The sequence below is a fragment of the Tistrella bauzanensis genome (assembly GCF_014636235.1).
Lineage (GTDB): Bacteria > Pseudomonadota > Alphaproteobacteria > Tistrellales > Tistrellaceae > Tistrella > Tistrella bauzanensis.
The window spans coordinates 30,298-43,966 of the sequence record NZ_BMDZ01000005.1; the positions used below are offsets into that span (position 1 = coordinate 30,298).

At 67.9% G+C, this 13,669-nt stretch carries 11 protein-coding genes and 1 tRNA gene; 2 read left to right on the forward strand and 10 right to left on the reverse strand.

What is annotated here, in order from left to right; all coding sequences use genetic code 11:
• Positions 1 to 10: 10 nt before the first annotated feature.
• From IEW15_RS03650 to IEW15_RS03680, 7 genes are all read right to left on the reverse strand, one after another.
• Positions 11 to 775 carry a DsbA family oxidoreductase gene (locus tag IEW15_RS03650; protein ID WP_229707797.1) on the reverse strand — a complete coding sequence of 255 codons (765 nt, stop codon included), beginning with the start codon at positions 773 to 775 and terminating at the stop codon, positions 11 to 13.
• A gap of 66 nt (positions 776 to 841) precedes the next feature.
• Positions 842 to 2,359: a malonate--CoA ligase gene (locus IEW15_RS03655; RefSeq protein WP_188575019.1), complete on the reverse strand. Its 1,518-nt coding sequence runs from the start codon at positions 2,357 to 2,359 to the stop codon at positions 842 to 844.
• Between the two features lie 237 nt (positions 2,360 to 2,596).
• Positions 2,597 to 2,672 (reverse strand) — tRNA-Glu (locus IEW15_RS03660).
• Positions 2,673 to 2,803: 131 nt separating this feature from the next.
• On the reverse strand, positions 2,804 to 3,871 hold the full coding sequence (locus tag IEW15_RS03665; RefSeq protein WP_188575022.1) for a threonine aldolase family protein: 1,068 nt from the start codon (positions 3,869 to 3,871) through the stop codon (positions 2,804 to 2,806).
• Positions 3,868 to 5,544, reverse strand: a complete 1,677-nt coding sequence (locus IEW15_RS03670; protein ID WP_188575024.1) for a class I SAM-dependent RNA methyltransferase — start codon at positions 5,542 to 5,544, stop codon at positions 3,868 to 3,870. The genes IEW15_RS03665 and IEW15_RS03670 overlap by 4 nt, the downstream gene beginning before the upstream one ends.
• A gap of 109 nt (positions 5,545 to 5,653) precedes the next feature.
• Positions 5,654 to 6,133, reverse strand: coding sequence for a Mov34/MPN/PAD-1 family protein (locus IEW15_RS03675; protein WP_188575026.1), 480 nt, complete (start codon positions 6,131 to 6,133; stop codon positions 5,654 to 5,656).
• 14 nt (positions 6,134 to 6,147) lie between these two features.
• Positions 6,148 to 6,651, reverse strand: a complete 504-nt coding sequence (locus IEW15_RS03680) for a hypothetical protein (protein ID WP_188575028.1) — start codon at positions 6,649 to 6,651, stop codon at positions 6,148 to 6,150.
• Between the two features lie 36 nt (positions 6,652 to 6,687).
• On the opposite strand from IEW15_RS03680, the gene IEW15_RS03685 reads away from it, so the two are divergent.
• Both IEW15_RS03685 and rpoH read left to right on the forward strand, forming a co-directional pair.
• Positions 6,688 to 7,914, forward strand: coding sequence for an RluA family pseudouridine synthase (locus tag IEW15_RS03685; protein ID WP_229707798.1), 1,227 nt, complete (start codon positions 6,688 to 6,690; stop codon positions 7,912 to 7,914).
• A gap of 605 nt (positions 7,915 to 8,519) precedes the next feature.
• Entirely contained in the window at positions 8,520 to 9,443 is a 924-nt protein-coding gene (gene rpoH / locus IEW15_RS03690) for an RNA polymerase sigma factor RpoH (protein ID WP_188575204.1), read from the forward strand.
• Positions 9,444 to 9,593: 150 nt separating this feature from the next.
• Here rpoH and IEW15_RS03695 read toward each other — a convergent pair whose 3' ends face one another.
• The 3 genes from IEW15_RS03695 to IEW15_RS03705 all read right to left on the reverse strand — a co-directional run bounded on the left by IEW15_RS03695 (position 9,594) and on the right by IEW15_RS03705 (position 13,668).
• Complete coding sequence (locus IEW15_RS03695; RefSeq protein WP_188575031.1) at positions 9,594 to 10,067, reverse strand: hypothetical protein; 474 nt, start codon at positions 10,065 to 10,067, stop codon at positions 9,594 to 9,596.
• A 67-nt stretch (positions 10,068 to 10,134) separates the two neighbouring features.
• Positions 10,135 to 12,162 carry a hypothetical protein gene (locus IEW15_RS03700; protein WP_188575034.1) on the reverse strand — a complete coding sequence of 676 codons (2,028 nt, stop codon included), beginning with the start codon at positions 12,160 to 12,162 and terminating at the stop codon, positions 10,135 to 10,137.
• Positions 12,163 to 12,375: 213 nt separating this feature from the next.
• A complete protein-coding gene (locus tag IEW15_RS03705) occupies positions 12,376 to 13,668 on the reverse strand; it encodes an adenylosuccinate synthase (protein ID WP_188575035.1) in 1,293 nt (430 codons plus the stop codon).
• Between the last annotated feature and the right edge of the window lies 1 nt (position 13,669).

Genomic DNA, 13,669 nt, shown 5'->3' on the forward strand with positions numbered 1-13,669 from the left:
GGGTCCGGTGTCAGCAGTTCTGGCCGTCTTCCGACATGGCATCATCGCCACTGTCGTCGACGCCACCGGCCGTGGTGTTCGTTGCCGCCCGCACCAGGGCCGCCAGCATCTGCTCCGGCGCCTGTGCCCCCATCACCGCCCAGCGGCCATCGATGATGAAGCAGGGCACGCCATCGATGCCGATCTCGCGTGCATGGGCATCGGCCGCCGCCAGCATGTCGCGGTCGTCATCGGTGGCGAGATAGGCGGCGGCACCGCTATCGGCCGGATCGACCGCCCGGGCGATTTCGGCCAGAACCGCCGGGTCGCCGATATTGCGGCCCTGACCGAAAAAGGCGCGGAACAATGCCTCGGCGGTGCGGTCGCCGCGCCCCGCGCCATCGGCCAGGGTCTCGTCGCGCATCTGCATGCGGTGCAGCAGGCGGTGGCTGTCCAGCGTGTTGGGCATCACCTTGGCGCGTTCGGGGTCCAGGTCCAGGCCCACGTCGGCACCGGCCGCGCGGATGCGGCCATAGATCTGCGCCGCCCGCTCCGGTCCGCCGAATTTGGCGGCCAGATAGCCGGCACGATCGGCGCCTTCGCGCGGCATCGCCGGGTTCAACTGGAACGGGTGCCAGCGCACATCCACCGGCACCGCGTCGGGGCGGTCGGCGAACATCTCAAGGGCCGCCTCCAGCCGGCGCTTGCCGATGAAGCACCAGGGGCAGACGGTGTCGGAAATCACGTCGATGCGCATGGCGTCGGTGCCTTTCTGGCTGACATGTGGCTGGACCACGGATGGCCGTTCATAACGGGTTGATGCGCCGCTTCGACCCGCGTTGCAAGCTGTTCAGCGCGTGGCTCAGGCCTTGAACAGATCGCGATGGGCATCGCGCAGCAGGTTCTTCTGCACCTTGCCCATCGCATTGCGGGGCAGATCGGCCGCAAACAGCACCCGCTTCGGCTGCTTGAAATTCGCCAGCGTCTCACGCGTTGCCGCCAGCACCGCCGCCTCGTCGGGCGTATCGGCGCCCGGCTCGCGGACCACGATCGCCACCACCGCCTCGCCGAAATCGGCATGGGGCACACCGATCACCGCAGTTTCGGCCACGCCCGGGATGCTGTCGATGACCAGTTCGACTTCCTTCGGATAGACGTTGAACCCGCCCGAAATCACCAGATCCTTGGCCCGGCCGACGATTGAGACATAGCCATCGCCGTCGATCTGGCCGATATCGCCGCTCTGGAAAAAGCCGTCGGCGGTGAAATCCTCGGCGGTTTTGTCGGGCATCCGCCAATAGCCCTTGAACACGTTGGGGCCGCGCAGCTCGATCATGCCGGCGGCACCGGCCGGCACCGGCTGGCCATCCTCGCCGGTGATGCGCAGATCCACCCCCGGCAGCGGCCGGCCCACCGTGCCCAGCCGGCGTTCGCCATCCAGCGGATTCGAGGTGTTCATATTGGTCTCTGTCATGCCATAGCGTTCAAGGATCCGATGGTCGGTGACGGCCTCGAAGCGCTGGAACGTCTCGGGCAGCAGCGGTGCGGAGCCCGAGACGAACAGCCGCATATGGCGGGTCGCCTCCCGCGTCAGCCCGGTCTCGGCCAGCAGGCGGACATAGAAGGTCGGCACCCCCATCATCACGCTGGCGCGCGGCATCAGCGCCAGCGCCCGTGCCGCATCGAATTTCGGTTCGAACAGCATGGCCGCCCCCGCCAGCAGCACGCAATGCGTGGCCACAAACAGGCCATGGGTATGGAAGATCGGCAGCATGTGCAGCAGCACGTCGCCGTCGGTGAAGCCCCAGGCCTCGACCAGGGTTTCGGCGTTGCTCCACAGATTGTCGCCCGACAGCATCACGCCCTTCGGCCGGCCGGTGGTGCCCGACGAATACAGGATCGCCGCCAGATCGTCGCCCGTGCGCGCCGCCGGTGCAAACCCGCCCGGCTGCGCGCGCACCCGGTCGGCAAAGGCACCATCGCCGCTGCCATCCAGCGTGCCGACCGCGATATCGCGCTGACCGATGATCGCGCGCACCGCCGCCTCGGCCTCAGGCCGGCACACCACCAGCCGCGGTTCGGCATTGTCGATGAAGTAGTCCAGCTCGGCCGGCTTATAGGCGGTGTTGAGCGGCAGATAGACCGCGCCCCGCCGCAGGCAGCCCAGATACAGCATCAGCGCCATCGGCGACTTGTCGACCTGAACCGCCACGCGGTCGCCCACGCCCACACCCAACGCATCCAGCAGCCCGGCCACCTGACCGGAAATCCGGTCGACATCGCCATAGGTCAGCATGCTGCCATCGGGACGGTACAGCATCGGCCGGGCAAGTTCGGCCGGAAACCGTGCCCGGATGCGGGCGTAGAGATTGTCGCTCACCGCGCTGTCTCCTCATGCGTCTTCAATTGCGGGCCAGAGTGCGCACGATAGGACCGGGCTCCGATGCAGACAAGGCCAAGGACCACGATCCGTTCCCGAATCCCGTTGCTTTACGATCCTCGCCCGCAACCGGCAGTCCCGTTCAAGATGACGATAAGACCAGCCACAGGTCTAAACGCGAAACGCCGCGCTGGATCGTAAGATCCGCGCGGCGTTTCGCTGATGACACCTGAGGATTGGTACCCCCAAGGGGAATCGAACCCCTGTTTCCGCCGTGAGAGGGCGGCGTCCTGGACCGCTAGACGATGGGGGCGTCATCGGTGTGGGCGGATATCTACAAGAGCCCGACCGGCTGCGCAAGCGAAAAAATGAAGATCGGATGACGAAGATTTCAGGGGCTTGAAAGCTGGCCACCAAGCCCCTGAAAACAGGACATCCCCGACCTCAGCGCCGGCCCTCTCCATGTCTGGCCGCAGCCGCGGCAATCGAGGCATGGTCGAGGAAACGGTCGACCTCGGCCGGATCGGTCGCCCAGGATGTCACCAGCCGGACCCGCACCATGCCGGGTTCCGGGTCGGCCCAGCGATAGAAACCGGCACCGGCCGCCTCAAGCGAGACAACCGCCGCCTCGGGCAGATCGACGAACAGCTCGTTCGCCTCGACCGGATGGGCCAGGCTCACCCCCGGCAGCGATTGCAGCCCATGGGCCAGCCGGGTGGCCATGGCATTGGCATGCCCCGCCAACGCCAGCCACAGATCGCCCTCCAGATAGGCGCGGAACTGGGCCGCCAGGAACCGCATCTTGGGAATCAGCAACCCGGCGCGCTTGCGCAGATAGGCCATCGCCTCGGCCAGTTGCGGATCGAACACCACCACCGCCTCGGCCCCCATGGTGCCGTTCTTGGCCGATCCGAAGCTGAGGATGTCCACCCCCGCATCCCAGGTGATCTCGGCCGGCGCCACGCCCAGATGCACGCAGGCATTGGCGAACCGCGCGCCATCCATATGCAGCCGCATGCCCTGCGCGGCGGCGATGGCGCCGGCGCGCCGCACCTGATCGGGGCTGTAGACCGTGCCGGCCTCGGTCGCCTGGGTCAGCGTGATCACCGCCGGCTGTGCCGCGTGAACGAAGCCGCGGGGTGCCGCCTGAAGCCGGGCTTCCAGCAGATCCAGATCCATCCGGCCATGGTCGCCCGGCACCAGCGCCAGCTTGGCGCCGCCGGTATAGAATTCGGGCGCCGCGCATTCATCCAGTTCGACATGCGCCTCAGTATGGGCATAGATGCTGCCCCAGCGCGGGGTGAGCCCGGCCAGCGACAGGGCGTTGGCCGCCGTGCCGGTGGGTGTCATGAAGACATGAACCTCCCGGCCGAACAGCACCGACAGGTCTTCGACCAGCGCCGCCGACACCGGATCATTGCCATAAGACGGCACCGCCCCGCGATTGGCGGCAACCACCGCCTCCATGATCCTGGGGTGGGCGCCGACGACGTGATCGCTGTGGAAATTCATCGCGTTCCTCTTGCTTTACCCGCAGGTCCGCTGGCCGGTCCTGCCGGACGGTTGCCGGATGCAGCCCCAGGCCTGCGCCCGCGCGGCGGGGCATGCGGATCGTCGCGCACCCGGTCGCGTCCGGTCTGGATGCGGGCCGATGCGGCCGCAGGGTCAAGCCGGAATTCTGCCGCCAGTTCCACATGCCGCGACCACAGGAACTGATCGACCGGCATCACCCGCACCAGCCGATAGCCCGCCACCGCCAGAATTCTGGCGTCGCGGACAAAGGTGACCGGGTTGCAGGAAATCGCCGCGATCAGCGGCACGCCCGATCGCGCCAGTTCCTCGACCAGCGCGCGCGCGCCGGCACGCGGCGGATCGAACACCGCCCCGTCCAGAACGCCGAGCTCGCGAGCCGACGGTGCCCAGCGCATCAGGTCGCGCGGCTCGATCGTCACCCGGTCGGACAAGCCCGCACCGGCCGCGGCACGCGTCAGGGCATCCAGGGCCGGCCCTTCCACCTCGGCCGCGATCACCTTGGCGCCACGATGGGCCAGCGCCAGGGCGAAGGTGCCGGATCCGGCATAGAAATCGCCGATCGTGCCGCCGCTTTCAGCCAGACTGCCGAAAACGCCCATCACGAAGCCGATCAGAGCCTCTTCGCCCGCATGGGTCGCCTGGGCAAAGCCGGCAGGCGGCGGCTCCACCTGCACGCCGCCACGGTGCACGAAGGCCGGGCGCCGGCGTACCACCACCTGTGGTTCGGCCATGATCATCGGATTGCTGCCGGCACGCGGGCCGCCGCGGACGGGGCCGCGTCGCGCACCGCCCCGGCCCTTGCCGCCGCGGCTCGACACCGGTTCCGGCGCGGCCTCCGGCTCGGGCCGCCACGAGATGCGCGCCAGATCGGCGGCTTCGGCAAAGGCCGCCAGTGCCTGCAATCCGGCGCCGTCCGGCGCCCGGGCCAGCGTCACCACAAGATCGACGCCGCCATCGGTGGCCTCGGCATGGGCATCGCGGAAATCGGCCGGTGTCGGATAACGGTCGGCATCACCAGCCGCCATCGGCGCCTCGCCCTCGCCGGCCGTGGTCATGAACCGGCGCAGCTTGCCGATCAGCGCATCCAGTTCCGGCACCAGCAGCATGCAGTGCTCGACATCGACGACATGGCGGCTGCCGGCCTCGGCATAGCCGACCACGGCCTTGCGGGTGGTGGCGCGCAGCTTCCAGGCGGTACGGCGGCGCTCTCCCGGCTCACCGGGGATCATCGGCGCGATCGTCGTATCGGCAAAGCCGTTGCGGGCCAGAATGTCGACCACCAGGCCGCGCTTCCAGCCCCGATAGGCGTGCAGCGCCATATGCTGCAGCGAGCAACCACCGCAGGGGCCGAAATACGGGCATGGCGGCTCGACGCGCACCGGGCCGGGGGTGATCAGTTCCAGCCAGCGTGCCCGGATGCGGTCGCGCTCCACCGCGTCCACCGCGGCCAGAACCCGGTCGCCCGGCAGGGCATGGCTGACGAAGACCGGCCGGCCGTCATGCTCGCCGATACCGTCACCATGACTGCCCAGCGCCGTGATCTCCACCTCGATCTCGTTGCCCGCGCGCAAGCCCGCCGGGCCGCCATCATCGTCATCGGAGCCGGTCTCGTCTTCCCGGTCTTCCGCCTCGTCGTCGCGATCCTCGTCCACACACGCTCTCTTTATTATCTGAATTATCTGAAGGATCTGATCGTTCTGCTTGTTGTCGCATGCCTGTACATCACAGGGCCAATTCTGTTGCGGCCCACGATATCCGCGGTCATCCCGGCTCGACCGCGCGGGGCGGACCATAGGCCACGGCCCGGCCGCGCGCCACACCCCATGGCCGCTCGACGAAGCAACTGCCATCTGCCGCCAGTTGCCAGCATCGGGCCTCGATCATCTGGCCATCCTCGACCCGCAGGATCATCCACACCAGCCCGGCCTCCCAGGCACCGGCAAGGTCGGCGGCCGACGGGCTGGCCGCCATGTCCGGGTGCCCGTGATAGAGCCCGATCACGGCAAGGCCGCCCGCGCGGGCCTCGCGCTGCAACCGCAGGCGCAGGCCGGGGTCGATCTCGAACGCGCGCAGCGGGTCCGGCGCCAGATTGACCGAGGCCGCCGTGCGTTCAATCACGGCCGCCCCATCGACGATCCGGCCCAGCAGCAATCCGCAGCCCTCGCCCGGATAGGCCGCCTCCACCGTATCGACGACGGCACGCATCGCGGCCGCCTCGATCCGGACCGGCCATCGCGCCACAGCACCGCCCCCGGTCATCGGCCGGCAGCGGCGGCGTTCAGTGGCACCCGTCGGATCAGCAGGCCGCTGCTCCGGTCGATCACCACCAGAACCTGGGCACCGCCCTCACCTTCCGCCACCATCATCACGTCCTCGCCGGCGGCGGCCAGCGTCACCACACGCTCGCCGGGCAGCAAGGCCGGCCCTTCGGCCCCCCGCGGCGCCGTCGCAGGTGCCATGGGTGGGCGCGCCGCGCCGAAATCGCCGACGATCCGCCCCGGCATGACAGGCGTCACATCGGATGGCGCCGGCACTGTGGGGGTGGCCCCGGCCTGTGCGGCGGGTGCCGCCGGCGCCTGTGTCTGGCCGGTCGCCACCGGCAGGCCGGCCTTATCGTCCTTGTTTGCCACGCTGCGCTGGTATATCAGCACACCTATGCCGACACCGACGATGGCGATGGCGATGCCAAGCCCGATGATCACCCGCTTCAGAATGCGGGTCATGCGCTGTTCGATCGACTCGGGCGACTGTTCCTGCATAGTGTATGATCCCGATCCCCGAGGGAGTTGACGGTTTTGAGCGGACGCGACACCAGCCGGCCACACCGGCCCCGGCCCGGCCATGACGCCGAAACCGGTCTTGATCCCGATGCCCGGCCCGGTCCCGATGCCTGGCCCGATGCCGGTTCCGTCGCGTCCGCATCCGGCACCGATGATGCCGCTGCGGATGAAGATGGCGACACCCTGCCCGCCATTTTCGATGACGACGACACGGCACTGGACGATGACGAGCTTTCGGCACTGGAATCCGCGGCCGTGCTGGGTGGCGTGGTCGATATCACCCTGCCGGCGGGCTTCGTCGAGGAACGCGTCGACCGGCTGCTGGCCCATGCCGCGCCGTCGCTGTCGCGCGGACGCGTCCAGGGTCTGATCCGCGACGGACGGGTGACACTCGACGGCGCGACGATAGCCGACCCCTCCCGGCGGGTAAAGCCCGGCCAGTCGTTGACCGTGACGGTTCCGCCGCCCGAAGACGGAACGCTCGAACCCGAGCCGATGGCGCTGGACATCGTGTTCGAGGATGAGTGGCTGATCGTGGTCGACAAGCCTGCCGGACTGGTGGTCCATCCCGGCGCCGGCCATGACCGGGGCACGCTGGTCTCGGGCCTGCTGGCCCATGGCCAGGGGCGGCTGTCGTCGATCGGCGCCCCCACCCGGCCGGGTGTGGTTCACCGCATCGACAAGGACACCAGCGGGCTGATCGTGTTCGCCAAGACCGATGCGGCCCATCTGGCGCTGGCCCGTCAATTCGCCGAGCACACCATTCGCCGCGCCTATACCGCCGTGGTCTGGGGTGTGCCCGGGGTCGATCCGGGCCGGATCGAGGGCAATATCGGCCGCCATCCGGTGGAACGCCAGCGGATGAGCGTGGTGACCCGCGGCGGCAAGCCCGCTGTCACCCATTATCGCATCGCCAACACCGTGGGTCTGGCGGAGCTGGGCGAAGAGCCCTTCGCCTCGGTTCTGGATTGCCGCCTTGAAACCGGACGCACTCATCAGATCCGGGTCCATCTGACCCATATCGGCCATCCGCTGGTCGGCGACCCGGTCTATGGCCGCAGCCCCGCCCGGCTGCAGCGGATGGAGGATCCGCGGATCCAGGCATTGTGCCGCTTTCCCCGGCAGGCACTGCACGCGCGCCGCCTGGGCTTCGTGCATCCCATCACGGGTCGCAATTTGCGATTCGAAAGCCAATTGCCAGCCGATATGCGGCAGCATCTTGAGAGTTTAGACTTCTTCTAAAGTGATGGACGTTAACGCCGTCACCGACTAGAGTTTTCACGAAGGGCGTCGGGCGTCGGGCCGGGGCGGACATGTCCGGTATGGTCGCGGCCACCCGCCGCCCCGATATGGACACGCGGTGACCACAACCGGGTGGGAACCAGGTTTGGTTTGATCAGTTGGCTTTTTAACAGAGACAGATCACGGAGTTCTAGCTTTCGGCGGCCCAGGCCGCGCATGGCGCCCAGCCGGGCGGTGCGTGGTGCATCTCTGGCCGGAAGACCGGGCTGCCTCTGTCTTCTGTCGGTCCTCTGACCGGTGTCGGAGAGGCCATCTCGTATGTCCGGTATCAAGCCGGGCGTCGCGTCCGCACTGGGACGTGTACGTCCAGCGTAGGAATGGAGCGGCTGCTTCGTGTAACCGTTCCCAATGTGGTTCAAAAAGTTAACGGGTCACGACCGCCAGAATTGGCGCGATGCTTGCATCGCACTCCGGCGACGGGTCAGACGGACCAGCCCCGCATCCCGCGGGTGACAAGGCTCCGCACCGGTCGCCCGATCCACGGCGCGGCCAGACCCGGCCCGCGGGCTTCCGCCCGCGTGGTCAGTCGAGAGGAGGCATGTGCCATGGCTTCACGCACGCCCCGCACCGTCGGTCGTCAAAACATGTTCGACGCCGGCCTCGGCCCCTATCTGCAACAGATCCGCCGCTATCCGGTTCTGGAACTGTCCGAGGAGCAGCGTCTGGCGCGTCGTTTTCGCGACCAGGGTGATGTACGTGCTGCGGACCAGTTGGTCAACAGCCATCTCCGGCTGGTGGCGAAGATTGCGATGGGTTATCGCGGCTATGGTCTGCCGCTGGCGGATCTGATCTCCGAGGGAAATCTCGGCATGATGCAGGCGGTACACCGTTTCGATCCCGATCGCGGGTTCCGGCTTGCCACCTATGCCATCTGGTGGATCCGGGCCGCCATTCAGGAATACATCATGCGTTCGTGGTCGGTGGTCCGCATGGGCACCACCGCGTCGCAGAAGCGGCTGTTCTTCAACCTGCGCCGGGTGAAGAGCGAGCTGGACATCATCGGCGAGGCCGGCCTGAACGACGATCAGGTTGCCATCATTGCCGAGAAGCTGGATGTCGAGCCGGGCGACGTGGTCGCGATGGAACGCTATCTGGATGGCATCGCCAGCTCGTTGAACGAGCCGGTGCGCCAGGAAGCCGATACCGAATGGCAGGACTGGCTGGAAAGCCCCGAAGACGACCAGGAAACGATCCTCGCCGACCAGCAGGAAAGCGGCCGCGCGCGCAGCCTGATCGCCAGCGCCGTCGCCAGCCTGGGCGACCGGGAACGTGACATCTTCAACCGCAGGCGCCTGATCGAAGCGCCGGCGACGCTGGAGGATCTGAGCCAGGTTTACGGCATCAGCCGCGAACGCGTCCGACAGATCGAGGCGCGGGCGCTTGAAAAGGTCAGCCGCTGGGTGAAGCGCGAAACCAAACGTGAAATGGGTCGTACACCCATTCTTCCCACGCCAGCTCTGCGCCATTGACGATCAGATATCGGCGGATCTGCCTAAGCTTTCAGCAGATCCGCCGAATCGACGCTGCAGCGCAGCATGCATCGCCGGCCCAGCCTCCGAATTCATCCCTCAGAATCCACGACGCCCCGGCGCCAGCTCTGCCGTCACGGCCCGATGACCTCACGACCCGATCTCGTCGCCCCATTCTTCCCGCAGTTTTTCCTGCCGGCTCCGCAGCTTGACGATGGCGCGGTCATGAGCCGCATCGGCCAGCACGCCCGCGACCAGCGGCGCCAGCCAGACCAGTGACCAGCCGACACCGGCCGCCCCGTACATCTGCAACCAGACCAGCGGGTCACCCACCAGCATCCGGGCCTGAGACAGCAGGTGGCCGCCCAGCCACAAATCCCGCAACACCGGCAGCACACCCGCCAGATTGCAGGCGGCGATGCATTTCGTGGTATAGGCGCCGGGGCGGTTTTCCAGGAACAGGGCCACCAGGGACGGCGCCATGCCGATCGCCAGCACCAGTGCGGTCGGTGTGGCGACCAGCGCCAGAACCACCATCACCACCAGCACCACCAGGCGGGAACTCGATCCGCTCGACTTGGCCGGGCCCTTGGCGCGGCGCTTGGCTGCGGCCTTCTTCGCCATCAGAAGCAGCCCCTGCCGGTCGCGGCACCGGGCCCCTGCCCGTATCTGGAACGCAAGATGGTCATCCTCATCCGACCGATCCGAATGTCAGCGCGGCCAGCACGCTCAGCAACAGCGTATAGCCGACCATCGCCGCCACCTGACGGCCGAAATGCTGCGCCTCGGCGCGTCGGGCGGCGCGGGTTTCGTCATAGCGGCGCATTGCCATGCCCAATTGCGCGTGGGTGGTGCGGGCCGCCGCCATCCCGCTGTCGTCGGCCATCCGCCGGTCGGGGTTGTCGACGATGGCGCGCAGCGCGTTCAGGTTGCCGGTCGATACCGCACGTTCCAGCTCCTTCTCCATCCAGGCGCGGGTGGTCTTCGCGCCATAACTCTGCACCACCGGCCCCAGCCGCTGCACCAGCCAGCGGCTCAGTGCCGGCACCAGCACCTGCGGCTGGGTTTCCTGGGCCAGGCTCAGCAGGTTCAACTGCGACAGCCGCTCCGATGCCTCGCTGTCCTGGCGCACCACGCCCTTCAGCGCACCGGCATAGGAAATCCCCAGCTTGGTGGCGATGAACGCCGCGATATGGCGGTCGACCGGTGCCGTGCCCCGCCCCGCCTTGGCCGCCCGCTGGTCCAGGGCCATCAGCAATGCCGGCACGGTCTGCGGATAGGCGTCGGCGACCAGTGGGCTCAGGCATGGCAGGGTCGGGTTCAGGTCATACAGCACCCGTTCCAGGCCGAAGCCCATGATCGTCTCGGCCACGAAGCCGCGCAGCCGCATGAATTCGGCCATCTCGCTCTGCGCCAACCGCCGGCGCTGGGCATCGTTGGTGTCGACCAGCCCGAGTGACGTGATCGGCAGCCCTTCCACCAGCATCTCGGCCAGGGCCTGCCGGGTGTCGCGGTCATCATCCAGGAACGACACCGCGATCAGCGTACCCAGCCCGTCCTTCATCACCGACACATGGCGCAGCCTCAACGGCCCCTCGGGGTCCAGCGCCGCCAGCACCCGTGCCAGGGTGGCATCGGCACCGGCGCCGCCATCGGTGCGGCCGGCGCTGATCGTCTGGGCGATCATGCTGCCACGACGCTCGTCACCGATCGCCCGCGCCACCCAGCCATCGAGCTTTTCCTCGATCACCACCCGCAAGGCCTCGCGCCAGTGCTGGGCCAGGGCGGTCGCCAGGCTCATGGTGTTGGAATGATCGACACCCTTGAAGGTGAAGGCGCGCGCGGCCTGGGGGCGGGTCGAATGCATGGCGCCGATGCTGCGCCGGCCGTCCAGCCAGGCGCGCACCTCTTCGAAGCCCCAACGCTCCTCGGCGTTGTCGCTCAACAAGCCGCGCAGCAGGCCGCCGACATCGCTGCCGAACCGCGCCCGATCGGTCAATGCAACATATGACCCGCGTTCCAGCCGGCGCAGCATCAGATCGGCGGCGGCCTCGGGGCTTTCCGTTCCGGGCACCTTGCGGGCCAGGGCCGCGGCGAACAAGGCCCCCAGGGCGAAGAAATCCTCACGCGGGCCGCCATCGCCGCGGCCGGCGGGATGGGCCGCCGCGCGCTCGACGCTCTCGAACGCCACCGGCTGGCTTTCGCCCGGCGGGCCGCACAGGCAATCGCCCAGCGCGATCCGGGTGCGGGCGCTATCGACGAAATACAGGTTATCGGGGGCGATCGCCCGATGGGCGGTCCGGACGTCATGCACTGCCTTCAGGGCGGCCGCCAGCGGGCGCAGCAGCAGCCGAGACATCTCCAGATCGTCCAGGCTCTGGCCTTCGGCGCGCAGCCAGTCCATCACACGGCCGCCCTGAGGGCGTTCCATGATCACCGCATAGCGCTTGCCCTGCCCGTCGCCCGGATCGACCACCCCGCCATCGATGGTCCGCAACAGGCCCGGCTGGTCGATCCGCCGGATCGCCGACATCCATTCGTCGCGCACCGGCCGGCCACGACGGGCAACCAGTCCGATCAGCGAACGCGTGCGGTCGCGCATGTCCTCGACCGCGAAGGCCTCGATATGCGTCCGGTCGAACTCCTCCAGCCGGATCTCGGGCATCACCCGGTACCGCCCGCCGACGATCGTCGCCTCGCCCTGTGTCGCTTCGGCCATGCCGATGCGTCCCCCGTCCGCAGCACCGATCCGGCCGGTCGCCGGACCATGTCTCTACCCCACACTTGTATAGCCGGTTCCGGCCCATGCTGCATCAATCGGCAGCACCGCATGATGCAGGACGCGGCCACCGGCATGCGAAAACCGCCGGCGGATGGCCCGCCGGCGGTTTTCGGTCGTGGTCCGGTTCCACCGACATCTGTCGGCGGCTGGTCAATCGATGAACGGATCGTGGACCAGGATGGTGTCCTCGCGCTCGGGGCTGGTCGACAGCATCGCCACCGGCGCCTCGATCAGTTCTTCGATCCGGCGGATATACTTGATCGCCGTGGCCGGCAGATCGGCCCAGGACCGCGCGCCCTGGGTGCTCTCGCTCCAGCCCTCGATCGTCTCATAGACCGGCTCGATCTCGGCCTGGGCACGCGGGCTCGACGGCAGATAGTCGATGATCGCGCCCTTGTGGCGATAACCGGTGCAGACCTTGATCTTGGCCAGGCCGTCGAGCACGTCGAGCTTGGTCAGCGCGATGCCGTCGATACCGCCGGTCTTGATCGCCTGGCGCACGGCGACCGCATCGAACCAGCCACAGCGGCGCGGACGGCCGGTGACGGTGCCGAATTCGTGGCCGCGTTCACCCAGCAGCTTGCCGATCTCGTCGTGCAGCTCGCTCGGGAACGGCCCAGAACCGACGCGGGTGGTGTAAGCCTTGGTGATCCCCAGCACATAGCCGATCTGACCGACCGCAAAGCCGGTGCCGGTGGCGGCCTGCGCCGCAACCGTGTTCGACGAGGTCACGAAGGGATAGGTGCCATGGTCGATGTCGAGCATCGCACCCTGCGCGCCTTCGAACAGGATCCGCTTGCGGGCGCGGCGCGCCTCGTGCAGCGTCCGCCAAACCGGGTCCATATAGGGCAGCAGCTTGGGCGCGATCTCGTCGAGCTTCGCCAGCACCTCGTCGCGGGTGAACCGCTCCTCGGCGCCAAGCCCGGTCAGCAGCGCATTGTGATGCACCAGCAGATCGTCGATCTTGGCGACCAGAAGGTCGCGATCGGTCAGGTCGCACAGGCGGATCGCCCGCCGGGCGACCTTGTCCTCATAGGCCGGCCCGATGCCGCGACCGGTGGTGCCGATCTTGTTGCCACCGCGCGCATCCTCGCGCGCACGGTCGATCACGCCATGCAATGGCAGGATCAGGCAGACATTCTCGGCGATCCGCAGCACGTCGGGGGTGACGGCAACCCCCAGCTTGCCGATCCGCTCGATCTCGTCCAGCAGCGCCCAGGGGTCGACGACCACGCCGTTGCCGATCAGCGACAGCTTGCCCCGCACCACGCCCGACGGCAGCAGGCTCAGCTTATAGGTCTTGCCGTCGATAACCAGCGTGTGACCGGCGTTGTGACCGCCCTGAAAGCGCACCACCACATCGGCACGGTGCGACAGCCAGTCGACGATCTTGCCCTTGCCCTCGTCGCCCCACTGGGAGCCGACAACGACCACGTTGCTCATG